General features: G+C 72.6%; 15 protein-coding genes. 5 read left to right on the top strand and 10 right to left on the bottom strand.

Going from position 1 to position 15,532, the window contains the following annotated elements:
- Positions 1-78 precede the first annotated feature (78 nt).
- Complete coding sequence (gene trhA / locus ABEA04_RS05855; RefSeq protein WP_345455472.1) at positions 79-822, top strand: PAQR family membrane homeostasis protein TrhA; 744 nt, start codon at positions 79-81, stop codon at positions 820-822.
- A 37-nt stretch (positions 823-859) separates the two neighbouring features.
- On the top strand, positions 860-1,249 hold the full coding sequence (locus tag ABEA04_RS05850) for a thioredoxin family protein (RefSeq protein ID WP_345455470.1): 390 nt from the start codon (positions 860-862) through the stop codon (positions 1,247-1,249).
- Positions 1,250-1,282: 33 nt separating this feature from the next.
- On the opposite strand, the gene ABEA04_RS05845 is transcribed toward ABEA04_RS05850, so the two are convergent.
- The gene (locus ABEA04_RS05845) at positions 1,283-1,714 is read right to left on the bottom strand and encodes an SRPBCC family protein (protein WP_345455468.1); all 432 of its coding nucleotides are present in this window, start codon (positions 1,712-1,714) and stop codon (positions 1,283-1,285) included.
- Positions 1,711-2,085 (bottom strand): ArsR/SmtB family transcription factor, encoded by a 375-nt coding sequence (locus tag ABEA04_RS05840; protein WP_345455467.1) that lies wholly within the window; start codon positions 2,083-2,085, stop codon positions 1,711-1,713. The genes ABEA04_RS05845 and ABEA04_RS05840 overlap by 4 nt, the downstream gene beginning before the upstream one ends.
- 88 nt (positions 2,086-2,173) lie before the next feature.
- Here ABEA04_RS05840 and ABEA04_RS05835 point away from each other — a divergent pair, with 88 nt between their 5' ends.
- Positions 2,174-2,995, top strand: a complete 822-nt coding sequence (locus ABEA04_RS05835) for a hypothetical protein (protein WP_345455465.1) — start codon at positions 2,174-2,176, stop codon at positions 2,993-2,995.
- A gap of 38 nt (positions 2,996-3,033) precedes the next feature.
- On the opposite strand, the gene ABEA04_RS05830 is transcribed toward ABEA04_RS05835, so the two are convergent.
- The 7 genes from ABEA04_RS05830 to ABEA04_RS05800 all read right to left on the bottom strand — a co-directional run bounded on the left by ABEA04_RS05830 (position 3,034) and on the right by ABEA04_RS05800 (position 11,974).
- The gene (locus tag ABEA04_RS05830) at positions 3,034-4,590 is read right to left on the bottom strand and encodes an aldehyde dehydrogenase family protein (RefSeq protein WP_345455463.1); all 1,557 of its coding nucleotides are present in this window, start codon (positions 4,588-4,590) and stop codon (positions 3,034-3,036) included.
- Positions 4,587-6,173 (bottom strand): GMC family oxidoreductase, encoded by a 1,587-nt coding sequence (locus ABEA04_RS05825; RefSeq protein WP_345455461.1) that lies wholly within the window; start codon positions 6,171-6,173, stop codon positions 4,587-4,589. The genes ABEA04_RS05830 and ABEA04_RS05825 overlap by 4 nt, the downstream gene beginning before the upstream one ends.
- A gap of 218 nt (positions 6,174-6,391) precedes the next feature.
- Positions 6,392-7,609, bottom strand: coding sequence for a type II secretion system F family protein (locus ABEA04_RS05820; protein ID WP_345455459.1), 1,218 nt, complete (start codon positions 7,607-7,609; stop codon positions 6,392-6,394).
- 21 nt (positions 7,610-7,630) lie between these two features.
- Positions 7,631-8,908 carry a type IV pilus twitching motility protein PilT gene (locus ABEA04_RS05815; RefSeq protein ID WP_345455457.1) on the bottom strand — a complete coding sequence of 426 codons (1,278 nt, stop codon included), beginning with the start codon at positions 8,906-8,908 and terminating at the stop codon, positions 7,631-7,633.
- Positions 8,895-10,616, bottom strand: a complete 1,722-nt coding sequence (locus tag ABEA04_RS05810) for a GspE/PulE family protein (protein WP_345455455.1) — start codon at positions 10,614-10,616, stop codon at positions 8,895-8,897. Before ABEA04_RS05810 ends, ABEA04_RS05815 begins: the two co-directional genes overlap by 14 nt.
- A 118-nt stretch (positions 10,617-10,734) precedes the next feature.
- The gene (locus tag ABEA04_RS05805) at positions 10,735-11,238 is read right to left on the bottom strand and encodes an RsiG family protein (RefSeq protein WP_345455453.1); all 504 of its coding nucleotides are present in this window, start codon (positions 11,236-11,238) and stop codon (positions 10,735-10,737) included.
- Between the two features lie 133 nt (positions 11,239-11,371).
- Positions 11,372-11,974, bottom strand: coding sequence for a TetR family transcriptional regulator (locus ABEA04_RS05800; RefSeq protein WP_345455451.1), 603 nt, complete (start codon positions 11,972-11,974; stop codon positions 11,372-11,374).
- A gap of 170 nt (positions 11,975-12,144) precedes the next feature.
- Between ABEA04_RS05800 and ABEA04_RS05795 the strand changes: the two genes are divergently transcribed.
- Positions 12,145-13,521, top strand: coding sequence for an MDR family MFS transporter (locus tag ABEA04_RS05795; protein WP_345455449.1), 1,377 nt, complete (start codon positions 12,145-12,147; stop codon positions 13,519-13,521).
- Positions 13,522-13,635: 114 nt separating this feature from the next.
- On the top strand, positions 13,636-14,079 hold the full coding sequence (locus ABEA04_RS05790) for a hypothetical protein (RefSeq protein WP_345455447.1): 444 nt from the start codon (positions 13,636-13,638) through the stop codon (positions 14,077-14,079).
- Positions 14,080-14,184: 105 nt separating this feature from the next.
- On the opposite strand, the gene ABEA04_RS05785 is transcribed toward ABEA04_RS05790, so the two are convergent.
- Positions 14,185-15,288 carry a type IV pilus twitching motility protein PilT gene (locus ABEA04_RS05785; protein ID WP_345455445.1) on the bottom strand — a complete coding sequence of 368 codons (1,104 nt, stop codon included), beginning with the start codon at positions 15,286-15,288 and terminating at the stop codon, positions 14,185-14,187.
- Positions 15,289-15,532 lie beyond the last annotated feature (244 nt).

Genomic DNA, 15,532 nt, shown 5'->3' with positions numbered 1-15,532 from the left:
GGACGACGGCCGCGGGGGCCGGGTGACGGTGGTCTCGATACCGCGTCCCGGCTCCCCCCGGGTCGGTACGCTCGCGACATGAACCAGGCACTCAACCACGCGAACGAAGCGGTCCGCGCGGGTCTGGAGTCGCTCGGCGACCGGGCCAGCGAGACGCTGGCCGCGGTCAAGCCCCGGCTGCGCGGCTGGCTCCACCTCGGGCTGTGGCCGCTCGCGCTGGCGGCGGGCGTCGTCCTGATCGTGCTGTCGCCGACCGCCACCACGCGGGTCGGCTCGGCGGTCTTCGCGGGCAGCGCGCTGCTGCTGTTCGGGGTCTCCGCGATCTACCACACCGGGTCGTGGTCACCGCGGGTGTGGGCGTTCCTGCGGCGCTTCGACCACGCCAACATCTTCGTGCTCATCGCGGGCACCTACACCCCGATCACGCTGATGCTGCTCGAGGGCACCCAGCGGGTCGTGCTGCTCAGCACGGTGTGGGGCTGCGCGCTGCTCGGCGTGTTCTTCCGGGTGTTCTGGACCGACGCGCCGCGCTGGCTCTACACCCCGCTCTACATCGGCCTCGGCTGGTCGGCGGTGTTCTTCGTGCCCGGGTTCATCGACGGCGCCCACCGCCTGCTGGGCACGGGGACGGCGATCGCGGTGCTGGTGCTGGTGGCGGCCGGTGGCGCGCTCTACACCGCGGGCGGCATCGTCTACGGCTTCAAGCGGCCCAACCCGTGGCCGCAGTGGTTCGGCTTCCACGAGATCTTCCACACCTTCACGGTGCTGGCCTTCGTGAGCCACTACCTCGCCGTCTCGCTGGCGACCTACTCGCTGCGCTGACCCCGCGCGGGCCACGGCCCGTGCGTACGGTGGAGGCATGGCCACCATCGAGCTGACCAACGAGAACTTCGCCTCCCACGTGCAGGACGACGGCATCCTGCTGGTCGACTTCTGGGCCGGGTGGTGCGGCCCGTGCCAGCAGTTCGCGCCCACCTACGAGGCGGCGTCCGAGGCCAACCCCGACATCACCTTCGGCTCCATCGACACCGAGTCGCAGCGCGAGCTGGCGGGGGCCGCCGGCATCCGCTCGATCCCGACGCTGATGGCCTTCCGCGACGGCATCCTGGTCTTCTCGCAGGCCGGCGCCCTGCCGCCCGCCGCCCTCGACCAGGTCATCGACGGCGTGCGCGGTCTCGACATGGACGACGTGCGCCGCCAGGTCGCCGAGGCCGAGGCCCAGCAGGGCGCGCCGTCCGAGCAGGGCTGACCCCGACGCGACCGCCGGCCCCGGCCGGTCCCGTCAGCCGAGCCGCGCGAGGGCGTCGAGGACGCCGTCCCAGCCGAGCCGGTAGTTCTCGGCCTCCTCGCCGGTGGTCCAGGGGCCGGTGTGGCGCAGCACCAGGCGGGTGCCGCCGCCGTCGGCGGGGGCGAGGTCGACCTCGACCCGCTCGACGGGGCCGGGGGCGCCGTCCTCGAGCCAGACCCAGGTGAAGGCGAGCCGGCGCGGCTCGTCGACCTCGACGAACTCACCCTCGACGCCGATGCCGGCGCCCGCGGCGACGATGCGGTAGCCGCCGCCGACACGGGCGTCGACGGCGTAGCTGACGTCGTCCCAGTGGGTCCACCACCATCCGGCGAGACCGGCCTCGGTGGTCCAGGCCGTCCAGACGCGGGCGGGGTCGGCGGCGTAGGTGCGTTCGAGGCGCAGCTCGGTGGGGGCAATGCGGTTCACGGTGTCTCCGGGTGGTCGGTGTCGGGGGTGTCAGGGGTGTCGGGGGTGTCGGGGGTGTCGAGGTGCTCGCCCAGGGCGCCGAGCTGCTGCTCCCAGAACGAGGTGCGGACGGCGAGCCAGTCGTCGAGGTCGAGCAGCGGCTGGGGGCGCAGCCGGTGGGTGACCACGCGGCCGTCCTTGCGCGAGACGAGCAGACCGCCGTCGCGCAGCACGCCGAGGTGGCGCTGCAGCGTCGGCAGCGTCACCCCGAGGACGTCGGCCAGCTCGGTCGAGGTGGCGGGCCCGGTGGAGAGCCGCTCGACCAGCCGGCGTCGTCCGCGGTGGGCGAGGGCCGTGGCGACCCCCTCGAGCCCGTCGTCATAGTTAGCCATCCCGCTAAGTATGACGCGTAACCCGGCCCGGGTAAAGAGATGGCCGGAGCCCTTGGGGTGCCGGCGGTCGCGTGGCCAGACTCGACGCATGCTCCTTCGACTCCGCTCCCTGACCCCTGCCCTCGTCGTCGCGGCGATCGCCGGCCTGGCGCTCGTGGCCCTGCCCGGCGCGTCGTCCGGCCAGTCGCCGCGTCCCGACACCGAGGCGCGCCTGCTCAAGATCGTCTCGCCGTCGGTCACGCTCTCGAAGGGCCTGCCCGGCGACATCTACGAGCTCACGATGCGGGCCTCCGTGCGCAACACCACCGACAACCCCCAGGCCGGCAGCACGGTCTCGACCTACCTGCGCGCCGACTCTGGTCGTCGCTACCAGGTCCTCACCACCCGGGTCGGCATGCTCGCGCCCGGTGCCACCAAGAAGGTGGGCACGACGGTCGACCTGCCCGAGAAGGTGCGCGCCGGCAGCTACCAGGTGCGCACCTGCGTCGAGCGCAAGCTGTTCATGGACTGCCAGGTGCAGCAGCGGCGCATCGTGCTGAAGCCCGCCGAGCTCGTCATCGTCGGCGGCGAGGACGCCGGCGACTTCGGTGCCGTGCCCCTCGGCGCGACCGAGACGCGCACCTTCACCGTGCGCAACGCCGGCGACATCACCAGCGGCGACATCACCGCCGACATCGTCAAGCAGCCGATCGACAGCCCCGTCGACGAGGACTACGCCGTCACCGGCACCACCTGCGAGGTGCTGCGCAACCGTGAGACCTGCACGGTCGACGTGACGTTCACCCCGGTGCACACCGAGGAGATCGGCGAGAGCCGCGCCCTCCTGCGGGTCGCCGCCCAGCCCGGCGGCCGCGACCGGCTGCAGCTCACCGGCACCGGCGCGCTGCCGCCGCTGCGCCCCAGCGCCTGACCGAGCGCACCACCTGCAGGGCGCGAGCGCGCCGGGCGTCAGCCGCGAGGCCGCCCGGCGCGCTTGACCCGCTTGTTGAGCTTGGGCAGCGTCGTGCCGCGCCCGTGCAGCAGGGTCACGATCTGCTGCAGCTGCTGGTCGGCCTTCTCGGTGCGCTTGAACGTCGTCAGCGCGAGCGCCGGCTTGAACCGCTGGCGGGCGATCGCCTTGGCGTAGGTGAACTCGCGCAGGCCGTCGGGGCCGTGGATGCGGCCGAAGCCGGAGTCGCCGACGCCCCCGAACGGCAGCGCCGGCACGGCCGCGAAGGTGATGACGCCGTTGACCGCCGTCATGCCCGAGCGGATGCGCTCGGCGATCTGCATGCCCCGCCCCTTCGAGAACACCGTCGAGCCGAGGCCGTAGGCGGTGGCATTGGTGCGCTCGATGGCCTCCTCGATGGTGGCGACCTTGGCCACGGTGACCGTGGGCCCGAAGGTCTCCTCGCGCACGGCGAGCGAGTCCTCGGGGACGTCGACCAGCACCGTCGGCTGCACGAACCGCTCGCCGACGGCGTCCGCGCCGCCGACCAGCGCCCGCCCGCCGCGGGCGAGGGCGTCATCAATGTGGCGACGGATGACGTCGAGCTGGCTCGGCATCGTGATGGGGCCGAGGTGGGTGCCGGCCGTGTCGTCGGCGCGCACCTCCTTCGCCAGGGCGACGAGCTTGTCGAGGAAGGCGTCGTAGACCCGCTCGTGCACGTAGACCCGCTCGACGCCGATGCAGGTCTGGCCGGCGTTGGAGCAGGCGCCCCACAGTGCGGCCTCGGCGGCGGCGTCGAGGTCGGCGTCGTGGTCGACGATGACGGCGTCCTTGCCACCCGCCTCGACGATCACCGGCGTGAGCGTCTCGGCGCAGGCGGCCATCACCCGCTTGCCGGTGCCGGTGGAGCCGGTGAAGGCGACCTTGTCGACGCCGGCGCGGCACAGCGCGGCACCGGTCTCGCCGAGGCCGGTGACGACGCTGAGCACCGGGCGGCCGACCGCCTCGAGGAAGGTGCGGGCCAGCCACTCCCCCACCCCCGGCGTGTGCTCGGAGGGCTTGAAGACCACCGCGTTGCCGGCCGCGAGGGCGTAGGCGATCGAGCCCATCGGCGTGAAGACCGGGTAGTTCCACGGGCCGATGACGCCGATCACGCCGAGCGGGCGGTACTCCACCGTCGCGGCCTGGTTGGCCATCAGCAGGCCCGACGAGACGCGGCGGCGTCCGAGGTGCTTCTCGGCCTTGCCGGCCGCCCAGGCCAGGTGGTCGATGGCGAGCGCGGCCTCGAGCATCGCGTCGGCGTGCGGCTTGCCGGTCTCGCAGTGCACGACGTCGGCCAGCTGCGCCAGGCGGCGGGTCAGCACGCCCTTCCACGTGGTCAGGTGGGTGGCGCGCTCGTCGAAGCCGAGTGCCCCCCACCACGCGGCCTGCTCGCGCGCGGCGAGGACGGCGCCCTCGACGTCCTCGGCCGAGTGCACCGGGTGCGTGCCGACGACGTCGCCGGTGACCGGGCTGAGCGAGTCGAAGGTCGGACGGGTCTGACCGGCCTGCTCGGTGGGGTCGCTGGTCGTGGTCATCGGCTGCTCCTGATGAGGTCGGCGGCCTTCTCGGCCACCATGATGGTCGGGGCGTTGGTGTTGCCGCGTGGCACCGCCGGCATGACGGAGGCGTCGACGACCCGCAGGCCCTCGACGCCGCGCACCCGCAGCCGCGGGTCGACCACGGCGTCCTCGCCGGTGCCCATGGCGCACGTCGAGGTCGGGTGGTAGGTCGTCTGCGTGTAGGTGCGCACGTGCTCGATCAGCTCGTCGTCGGACGGCGTCGTGCTGAGCCCGAAGGGCCGGTCGATCAGCTCGCCGGCGGGGCCCTGCTGGGTGATCTCGACGATGCGGCGGCAGCCCGCGAGCATCGCGTCGAGGTCGGCCGGGTCGTCGTAGTAGGCGGCCTCGATGGCCGGGTGCCAGAGCGGGTCGGCCGAGCGCAGCCGCACGGTGCCGCGGCTGCCGGTGCCGACCAGGGTGGCCAGCACGGTGAGCTTGCGCGTGGTCGGCTCGACGAGGCCGTCGCCGTAGAACCCGGTGGGCAGCACGTGGGCCTGCATGTCGGGCGCTGCGAGTCCGTCGCGGGTGCGCCAGAAGCCGCCGGTCTCGGCGACGTTCGAGGTCAGCGGGCCGCGGCGCGCGGTCTTCCACCGGAGCAGGCTGCCGAGCGTGTTGTGCTCGGCGAGGTCGGTGGTGTGTCGGGTGTGCCACACCATCGGCGTGAAGGGGTGGTCCTGCAGGCCCTGGCCAACCCCGGCGAGGTCGACCCGCGAGGCGATGCCGTGCTCGGCGAGGTGCGAGGCCGGCCCGATGCCCGAGAGCATCAGCAGTTGCGGGGAGTTGATGGCCCCGCCGCACAGCAGCACCTCGCGCCGGGCGTGGACGACGTGCTCGGCGCCGCCCTGGCGGAACCGCACCCCGGAGGCGCGCTCGCCGTCGAGCTCGATCCCGGTGGCCAGCGCACCGGTGGCGACGGCCAGGCCCGGGCGACCGAGCGCCGGCTTGAGGTAGGCCTCGTAGGTCGACCAGCGGCGTCCCTTGTTGCAGGTGACCTGGTAGGCGCCGGCTCCCTCCTGCTCGGCGCCGTTGAAGTCGTCGCTGCGCTTGAGGCCGGCCGCGACCGCGCTCTCGACCCAGGCGGTCGACAGCTCGTGGGTCCAGCGGCGGTCCTCGACGACCAGCGGCCCGTCGGTGCCGTGGAACGGGGCGCCGAGGCGGGTGTTGCCCTCGGCCTTGCGGAAGTAGGGCAGGACGTCGTCGTAGCCCCAGCCGTCGGCGCCGTGCTGGTCGCGCCAGGCGTCGTAGTCGGCGCGGTGGCCGCGGATGTAGATCATCGCGTTGATCGAGGAGCACCCGCCGAGCGCCTTCATGCGCGGCCAGGCGGCGCGGCGTCCGTGCAGCTGCTTCTGCTCGGTGGTGACGTAGTTCCAGTCCCACTTGGTCTTGGCCAGCGACGGGAAGCCCGCCGGGATCGAGACCTCGTCGATCTCGGGCTCGGGGCCGGCCTCGAGCAGCAGCACGGTGGCGGCGGCGTCCTCGGAGAGCCGGGCGGCCAGCACGGCACCGGCGCTGCCCCCTCCGACGACGACGTAGTCGTAGGTGTCCGCGCGGGAGGTCACGCGCTCGAACCTACTCCTCGGTAGGCAGGCTCGGGAGGGCTTGCGCGAACTGGTCGTCCACCGGAGTCGTCCGACGGTGGTCGAGGTGCGAAGCCCGCCACGGCTGAGCCTCGAGACCCCCTCCGTCCACGCAGACGTCTGCATGCACGGCCGGCGGTCTCGAGGCTCGTCGCCAGGGCTCCTCGCACCTCGACCATCGTCGGGGACTGGGCGGTGCCCTACTTGATGAGGTCGAAGACCGAGAAGATCGGCAGGTAGAGGGCGATGATCATGCCGCCGACGACGACGCCGAGGAAGGCGATCATCAGCGGCTCGATGAGGGAGGTGAGCGCCTCGGTCATGGCCTCGACCTCCTCGTCGTAGAACGTCGCGATGCGCGAGAGCATCGAGTCGAGGGCGCCGGTCTCCTCGCCGGAGGAGATCATCTGCACCACCATCGGCGGGAAGACCTCGTGCCTGGCCAGCGGGCCGGCGATCGAGTCGCCCTGCGAGACCGAGGTGCGGACGTCGTCCAGCGCCCGGCTGATCACGACCGAGCCGGTGGTGTCGGCGACGATGTCGAGCGAGGCCAGGATCGGCACGCCCGAGGTGAGCAGCGTCGAGAGGTTGCGCGAGAAGCGGGTCAGGGCGATCTTCGCGAACAGCTTGCCGAAGACCGGCAGCCGCAGCTTGAGCGGGTCGATGACGTTGCGCACGCCCTCGTCGTTGCGGTGCTTGCGCCACCACAGCAGCGCCACGACGCCCACCACGACGGTGATCGGCGCGATCAGCTTCATGGCGCCGCTGAGGACGACGATCACGCGCGTCGGCAGCGGCAGCGTGCCGCCGAGCTCGGTGAACATGCCCTCGAAGATCGGCACGATGAACAGCAGCATGCCGACGCACATCAGCACCGCCATCACCAGCACGACGACCGGGTAGGTCATCGCGGCCTTGATCTTCGAGCGCAGCTTCACCTCGGCCTCGAACGTCTCGGCCACCTGCCGCATCGCGACGTCGAGGAAGCCGCCGGCCTCGCCGGCACGGGTCATGCTGATCATGAACGGCGGGAAGGTGTTGAACTCGTCGTTGGCGAAGGCGCCCGAGAGGCTGTGGCCGGCCTCGACGTCGGTCTTGACCTTGGCCAGCACCTCGCGCAGCGACGGGTTCTCGAGCTGCTCGGAGAGGATCGAGAGCGCCCGCATCAGCGTGAGGCCGGCGTCGATCATGGTGGCCAGCTGGCGGGCGAGGACCGCGAGGTCCTTCATCGTCACCCGCTTGCGCCCGAAGCTGATCTCCTTCTGCAGCCCGGCACCGGCCGCCTTGACCTCCAGCGGGACGTAGCCCATCGCCATCAGCTTCTCGGCGACGGCGGTCTCGTTGTCGGCCTTGACGCGGCCCTCGCGGAAGCGGCCCTGGGGGTCGCGGACCTTGTAGTCGTAGTGGGTGACGCTCATCGGGGCGCTCCGCCCGGCCCGCTACCGCGCCCCGGGCGTCGAGGCGACGCGCCACGGGTCGGAGGGGTCGAGCCGTCGTCCGCCGCCGGCGGTCGCGGCCGCACCGGAGTGCGCCGTCGGGGCCTGGACGGCGGCCGCCACCGACGCCTGGGACGCCGCGCCGCTGCTGCCGCCGAGCAGGGTGATGAAGTCGCCGACGTTCGAGCAGTGCTCGAGGCCCATGTCCTGGCTGATGCGACCGGCCTTGACGTGCTCGGCGAGGTGGGCATTGAGGGTCTGCATGCCCATCCGGCCGCCGGCCTGCAGCGCGCCGGGGATCTGCTGCAGCTTGTCGTCGCGGATCATCGCGCGGATGCCCTCGGTGCAGACCATCACCTCGACCGCCGGCACCCGGCCGCGGCCGTCGACCGACGGCACCAGGGTCTGGCACACCACGGCCTGGAGGGTGGCGGCCAGCTGGGTGCGGATCTGCTGCTGCTGCTGGGCCGGGAAGACGTCGACGATGCGGCTGACGGTGTCCTGCGCCGACTGGGTGTGCAGCGTGGCGAGCACCAGGTGGCCGGTCTCGGCGGCGCTGATGGCCACCGAGATGGTCTCGAGGTCGCGCAGCTCGCCGACGAGGATGACGTCGGGGTCCTGGCGCAGCACGTGCTTGAGCGCGGAGCGGAAGTCGTGGGTGTCGGCGCCGACCTCGCGCTGGTTGACGATGCAGCCGCGGTGCTGGTGGAGGAACTCGATGGGGTCCTCGACGGTCATGATGTGGCCGCGGCGGGTGCGGTTGACCTGGTCGACCACGGCGGCGAGCGTGGTCGACTTGCCCGAGCCGGTAGGCCCGGTGACCAGCACGAGCCCGCGCTTGAGGCCGGCGAAGGTGCCCATGACCGGCGGCATCCCGAGGTCCTCGAGCGGCTTGATCTCCCACGGGATCATGCGCAGGACGGCGCCCACGGCGTCGCGCTGCCAGAACATGTTGACGCGGAACCGGCCCACGCCGTGCACCGAGTGCGCCATGTCGAGCTCGCGGGTCTCCTCGAGCACCTTGCGCTGGCCCTCGGTGAGCACCGCGTAGAGGCACTCGCGGAGCTGGCGCGCCTCCAGGGGCGCCGTCAGGCCCGACTCGGGCAGCGGCAGCATCGAGCCGCGCACCCGGATCGTCGGCGGCGCGCCGATCGTCAGGTGGAGGTCGGACGCGCCGGCCGCCACCGCCTTGGCGAGCAGCTGGTCGAGGTCGAGCGGGGGTGACCCGTGCGACCCGTGCGTGTGCTCGTCCGGACTCCACTGCTGGTCACCCCACGACACGGAGCACCTCCTCGATCGTGGTCCTGCCCTGCAGGACCTTCAGCCGGCCGTCGTCTCGCAACGTCGTCATCCCCTCGCCCCGCGCGACGCGCGAGATCTCGTCGGTGGGGGCCCGCCGCACGGTGAGCCGCTCGAGCTCCTCGCTGACCGGCATCACCTCGTGCAGCGCCATGCGGCCGCGGTAGCCGGTGCCGCCGCAGGCGCTGCAGCCGGCGGCGCGGAACAGCTGCGGCACCTCGCCGTCCAGGTCGGCCAGGTCGGCCGGCCGGATGTCGAGCGTGTCGAGCTCGGCCTGGTCGGGCGCGTACGGCGTCCGGCAGCGCGCGCAGAGCGCCCGGCAGAGGCGCTGGGCCACGACGGCGTCCAGGGCGGAGGCCACCAGGAACGGCTCGATGCCCATCTCGACGAGGCGGGTCAGCGCGCTGGGGGCGTCGTTGGTGTGCAGCGTCGAGAGCACGAGGTGGCCGGTGAGCGCGGCCTCGACGGCGATGTTGGCGGTCTCGTGGTCGCGGATCTCGCCGATCAGCACGATGTCGGGGTCGGAGCGCAGGATGCTGCGCAGCGCCGAGGCGAACGTCAGCCCGGCCTTGGGGTTGGTCTGCACCTGGTTGATGCCGGGCAGCCGGTACTCCACCGGGTCCTCGACCGTGATCACATTGACGTGCGGCTGGTTGAGGATGTTGAGCGTCGCGTAGAGCGTCGTCGACTTGCCCGAACCGGTCGGCCCGGTAACCAGGATCATCCCGTAGGGCTTGGAGTAGGAGGCCTTGAAGCGCTCGAAGTTGTGGTCGCTGAAGCCGAGGTCGTCGAGGCCGAGGCGGGTGTTGGAGTTGTCGAGCACGCGGGCGACGATCTTCTCGCCCCACACCGTCGGCAGCGTGGCCACGCGCAGGTCGATGGTCTGGCTGCCGTGGGAGACGGTGAGCCGGCCGTCCTGGGGCACCCGCCGCTCGGCGATGTTCATGTCCGACATGATCTTGAGCCGGCTGATCACGCCGCCGACGATCGAGCGCGGCGCCCGGTGGGCGTCGGTGAGGACGCCGTCGATGCGGTAGCGCACGCGCAGGTCGTGCTCGGTGGGCTCGAGGTGGATGTCGGAGGCCCGGTCGCTGATGGCCTGGCTGATGAGCAGGTTCACGAACCGCACGACCGGCGCGTCCTCGGTGACCTCGGTCAGCTGCTCGAGGTCGGGCGCGTCGTCGGAGGTCACCTCCAGGTCGGAGGTGAGCGTCGCCAGCTCGCCCTCGGCCCGGTAGAAGCGGTTCATGTGGTGCTCGATCTCGGCGCGCCCGGCGAGCGCGAACCTCACGCGGTGGCGGCTGAGCCGGGCGATGTCGTCCTTGAGCTCGAGGTCGTCGACCATCCGCAGCGGGACGGCGACGTGCAGCTCGCCGTCGCGGCGCGCGAACGGCAGCACGCACGAGCGGCGCGCGAACTCACCGGGCAGCAGGGCGGCGGCGGTGGCGTCGATCTGGGTCTCGGCGAGGTCGACGTGCTCGATGCCGGCGGCCTCCGCGGCGAACCGCAGCAGGGTGGCGCGGTCGAGGACGCCGCGCTCGACGAGCACCTCGACGACACCCTGGCCGGCGGTGGCGGCCAGGGTCGCCGCCGAGACGTCGGCCTGCGAGACGACGCCGGCCGCGACCAGCGCGTCGATCGTCTCGCCGATGCTGCCCGCGCCGGCACCCGCGAAGGCGTTGGCGGTCATGTGACGCTCACGGGCGGGGCCCGTCCTCCCTGAAGACACGGTCTGGATCAGGGGGAGTCTCGGCGCGGCCGCGCCGGGACTTGAGGGTCGCGGGCTAGACCACGATCGGTCGCACGACCTAGGCGAGGATGGCGAGCGCCAGGGTCGGCTCGGCCTTGTAGCGCACGATCAGCTCGGCGGTGGCCTCGTCGATGCGCTCGTGCAGCGCGCGGCGGTAGCCGTTGAGGGTGTGCTCGGCGGCGGCGAGCTGCTCGAGCACCTCGGCGGTCTGCTCCTCGCCGACCGGCGTGACCCACACGCCCTCGAGGTCGGGCAGGTCGGGCAGCGGGTCGGCGGCACGCACGCGGTGCAGCGCGGCCCGCCCGCGGCCCTGCCCGGTGTCGCCGAGCACCCGGCCCAGCGCGTCGGCGTCCACGTGGGCGTCGGCGAGGCTGCCGGCCTTGATGAGGTCGACGCGGGCGTGGATCAGGCGGCGCCAGTAGGAGATGCGCTCCTCCTCCGACCGCAACCGCTCGCGGTAGGACCGCAGCTCGGGCAGCGAGACCTCCGCCAGGTGGGGCGAGGCGACGGCGTCGGTGATGGTCCGGCGCTGGCCGCTCGGCGGCAGGTCGTCGTCTGGCACGGGCTCACTGTAGTCAGTGCGACACGGCGTCCGTGCGGTTCGTGGAGACCGGCGGACGCCGTGGGGGTCGGGCGTTGCGCCGGACCGCGACCGGGTCAGGTCGTGGCTCCGGTACCGACGGTGCGACCCGAGGTCAGCGCGTGGCTCGGCGCAGCGCGACGCACGCCTCCGTGTAGGTGGCGAGCAGGTCGGTGTGCTCGCCACGCTCGGCGGCGTCGGCCCATCGATCGAGGCTGGTGCGGAAGACCGCGACGCCGACCTCGACCACGAGCCGGACCTCGGGTTCCGGGCGCCCGGTGCTCTCGACCAGGGACGACACCAGGTCACCGACGCGCTCCTCGTCGAGCCGCAGTGCTGCCAGTCGTAGGGCCGGCTCGCGCCGGACGAGTCGGCGCACGCGCAGCATCCGGCGTTGCTGCTCGTCGCGGCCCTCGGCCAGTCCGCGCAGGAGCTCGGCCCACACCTGCTCGAGCTGCGGCAAGAGTGGTTCGTCGCCTGTCACGTCGGCGAGCATCGGGGCGATCCGTTCACCGATCTCGGCGTCGCCGGCGAAGACGGCCAGCTCCTTGACCGCGACGTAGCGGAAGAACGTGCGCTCGGAGACGCCTGCGGCACGAGCGACCTGCCCGACCGTCGTCGCCTCGACTCCGTGCTCCTCGAAGAGCGTCAGGGCCGCGTCGGCGATCTCGCGCTCGGTCTGCGCGCGACGGCGCTCGCGCAGTCCGGTCTCCGTCATGCCGTCCACCCTACCCACCGTCACGTCACGTTGCGCCTAACTGGCAGTGACTGCCATGATGGCGCGGAGAGCCATCGCCCGTCGAGCCCAGCATCCCGAGGAGCACCGTGACCGCCGTAGACAGCCGGACCGTTCCGAGCGCCCCGCAGGTCGAGCGACCTGGCCGCCTGGTGGCGCTGTTGGTGGGCGCCGCGTTCGTCGTCATCCTCAACGAGACCGTCATGGGCGTCGCGCTCCCCGACCTGATGACCGAGTTCGACGTCGCCGCCACGACTGCGCAGTGGCTGACGACGGCGTTCCTGCTGACCATGGCCGTGGTCATCCCGGTGAGCGGCTGGCTGCTGACCCGCCTGCCGTTGCGCACCGTGTTCGTCGCCGCGATGAGCAGCTTCACCCTCGGCACCGCCATCGCCGCCGCGGCACCGGTCTTCAGCGTGCTCATCGCCGGCCGCGTAGTCCAGGCCGTCGGAACTGCGTTGATGATGCCCCTGCTGATGACGACCATCCTCAACGTCGTCCCGGCCGAGCGGCGTGGCCAGATGATGGGCACCGTCTCGATCGTCATCTCCGTCGCGCCCGCGATCGGGCCGACGGTCTCGGGCCTGGTGCTCGACCGGCTCAGCTGGCGTTGGATCTTCCTCCTCGTGCTGCCGATCGCCGTGGCGGCACTGGCTGTCGGCGCCACCTGGGTGCGCAACGTGACCGAGCCGCGTCGCACGCCGCTCGACGTACCGTCGGTCGTGCTGTCCGCGCTGGCCTTCGGCGGCCTCATCTACGGGCTCAGCAGCATCGGCGAGTCGGCTGCCGGGCACACCCCGGTCGCGCCCTGGATGCCGATCACCGTCGGTGCCCTCTCCCTCGCCGCCTTCGTGCGCCGCCAGCTCGCCCTGCGCGAACGCGCGCTCCTCGACCTGCGGGCGTTCGCGACCCCGGCCTTCAGCATCGCGGTGGCCCTGGTCTCGGTGAGCATGATGGCCCTCTTCGGCACCTTGATCCTGCTCCCGATCTACCTCCAGGACGTGCTCGGCCGCACGACGCTCGAGACCGGTCTGATGCTGTTGCCGGGCGGTCTCGTCATGGGACTCCTGGCGCCGTTGGTCGGGCGACTCTTCGACCGGGTCGGTCCGCGGCCGCTCGTCGCGCCCGGCGCGGCCGTGGCCTCGGTCGCGCTGTGGCTGATGTCGACCGTCCTCGACACCGGCACCGCCGTCTCGACCGTCATCGCGGTGCACGTCCTGCTGACCGTGGGCCTGGCGTTCATGTTCACGCCGCTGATGACCAGCGCCCTCGGGTCGTTGCCGGCGCGGCTCTACTCGCACGGCAGCGCCATCGTCGGCACCGTCCAGCAGGTCGCCGGCGCGGCGGGCACGGCTCTGTTCATCACCGTGATGACCGGCGTCTCGACCTCCGCTGCCAGCGGGACCCCGACGATCGAGGCCCTCGCCGACGGCGTCCACGCCGCGATCACCTGGGGTGCGGTCGTCTCGAGCGTGGCCGTGGTCGTCGCTCTCCTGGTCCGCCGGCCGCGTCCGGTCGTCGTCGGATGACCCTGCGGCCGACCGTCCCGAGGACGAGCACGGCCGGACGCGGCGCAGGTCACCCGCGCGGCGATCGGCCCGGAGGCACTGGAAGACGGGACGCCGACGTGGTCGACTGGCGCCGTGAGTCGCATCGGTGTCCTCAGGCGCCTGGCTGTGGGCATCGCCGTCGCAGGCGTCTCGGCCCTGGTCCCGGTGGCGGGCTGTGGCGAGCAGTCGTCCGGCGGCCCGCCCGAGCGTCAGGCGCCCAACCCGGTGATCGCCGGTGACGGGCGCGCGGTCGACTATCCCAACGCGCTGCTGCCCGGCGTCCTCACCCTGCAGGACGGCTGTCTCGCACTCGACGGCCACGCGACGCTGTGGCCGACCGGTTCCGTCTGGGACGACGACGACCAGGCGGTCGTCCTCCCCGACGGTGCTCGCGCAGCCGTGGGTGAGGACCCGGGGCTCGGCGGGGGCATCGTGCCCCCGTCCATCGCGTCCAACTACAGCGGTACGGCACGTGAGCCCGTGCTCCGGTGCGTCCGGGCCCTCGGCACGCCGGGGCTCGCGCTGATCGGCCCGTGACGTGAGGCACGTCCGTCCACGACGGGCTCTGCCGCGAGGCCCTGGGCTCGCGGACCGGTGCCGGTCGACCGCGGTCGAGCACGCGGGACGGGGCGCCGTTCGGGGCTAGACGGTGATCGGGTTCCAGCCGGCCCGGCGGAGCATGACGGTGAGGTCGTGGGGGTTGGTGGCGTTGGCCTTGGCGCTGTTCTCGTCGAGGACGCCGCTCATCACCAGCCGCTGCAGGTGCTGGTCGAAGGTCTGCATGCCGGAGTACTCGCCCGAGGCGATGATGTCGGGGATCGAGTGGGTCTTCTCGGGCTCGGCGACGGCCTCGGCGAAGCGGGCGTCGCGCACCGCCACCTCGACCACGCAGACCCGGCCGTCGCCGTCCATGCGGGGCACGAGCCGCTGGCAGACCACGCCCTCGAGGCTGCCCGAGAGCACTGCTCGCACCCGCTGGTGCTCCTCGGCCGGGAAGAACTCGATGAGGCGGTTCACGGTCTCGCGGGCGTCGTTGGTGTGCATCGAGCCCAGCACCAGGTGGCCGGTCTCGGCCGCGGTGAGCGCGGCGTGCACGGTCTCCTTGTCGCGCAGCTCGCCGATGAGGATGACGTCGGGGTCCTGCCGCATCGCCGAGCGCAGCGCGCCCGACCAGTCGAGGGTGTCACTGCCGAGCTCGCGCTGGGTGATGGTGGCGACGCGGTCGGTGTGCAGCACCTCGATGGGGTCCTCGAGCGTCAGCACGTGCACCGCGCGCTCGCGGTTGATCAGGTCGACCATCGCCGCCAGCGTGGTCGACTTGCCCGACCCCGTGGGGCCGGTGACCAGCACGAGACCGCGCGGCTTGCGGGCCAGCTCGGGCACCGAGACCGGCATGTCGAGGTCGCTCAGCGGCACCGGCGTCTCGCGCACCAGCCGCATCACGCAGGCGTCGGCGCCTCGGGTGCGGAAGGCGTTGGCGCGGAACCGGGCGAGCCCCTCGACCACCACGGCGTAGTCGGCCTCGCGGCGGGCGAGGTAGTCCTCGTGCACCGACTCGCTCATGGAGGCCTCGACGAGCGCGGTGACCAGCGCGGGCTCGAGCGGGGCCGACGTCGCGTCCTCCAGCCGGCCAGAGACCCGCACCTTCGCCATCGCGCCCGGGCGCAGGTGCAGGTCGCTCGCCCCGCGCCGGACCACCAGCTCGAACAGGCTGTGCAGCAGCTCGGTGGCGCGGGGGTCGGGCATGGCGGGTCCTCTCGGCTGACGCTCGTCCTCCCTGTCATCGGTCGTGGGTGGGCGGCGCTGAAGGGGCCCGGCTCGGTCATGGGCGCTCGGTCCCTTCGACGGGCTCAGGGTCCGTGGATGGCGTCGGCCTCGGGGGGCCAGGGGTCTCGAGGCTCGTCGCCAGGGCTCCTCGCACCTTGACCATCGTCGGGACCGACCCACCCACGGTGGTCGAGGTGCGAGGCCGGCCACGGCCGAGCCTCGA

This window comes from Nocardioides marinquilinus (assembly GCF_039543705.1).
GTDB classification, from domain to species: Bacteria; Actinomycetota; Actinomycetes; order Propionibacteriales; family Nocardioidaceae; genus Nocardioides; species Nocardioides marinquilinus.
This window is presented reverse-complemented; position numbering and strand designations above follow the sequence as displayed.

Coding starts and splice junctions, on each gene's coding strand:
- ABEA04_RS05835 (WP_345455465.1), top strand. CDS start 2,174: ATGCTCCTTCGACTCCGCTCCCTGACCCCTGCCCTCGTCGTCGCGGCG.
- ABEA04_RS05820 (WP_345455459.1), bottom strand. CDS start 7,609: ATGAGCGTCACCCACTACGACTACAAGGTCCGCGACCCCCAGGGCCGC.
- ABEA04_RS05785 (WP_345455445.1), bottom strand. CDS start 15,288: ATGCCCGACCCCCGCGCCACCGAGCTGCTGCACAGCCTGTTCGAGCTG.
- ABEA04_RS05810 (WP_345455455.1), bottom strand. CDS start 10,616: ATGACCGCCAACGCCTTCGCGGGTGCCGGCGCGGGCAGCATCGGCGAG.
- ABEA04_RS05830 (WP_345455463.1), bottom strand. CDS start 4,590: ATGACCACGACCAGCGACCCCACCGAGCAGGCCGGTCAGACCCGTCCG.
- ABEA04_RS05850 (WP_345455470.1), top strand. CDS start 860: ATGGCCACCATCGAGCTGACCAACGAGAACTTCGCCTCCCACGTGCAG.
- trhA (WP_345455472.1), top strand. CDS start 79: ATGAACCAGGCACTCAACCACGCGAACGAAGCGGTCCGCGCGGGTCTG.
- ABEA04_RS05800 (WP_345455451.1), bottom strand. CDS start 11,974: ATGACGGAGACCGGACTGCGCGAGCGCCGTCGCGCGCAGACCGAGCGC.
- ABEA04_RS05840 (WP_345455467.1), bottom strand. CDS start 2,085: ATGGCTAACTATGACGACGGGCTCGAGGGGGTCGCCACGGCCCTCGCC.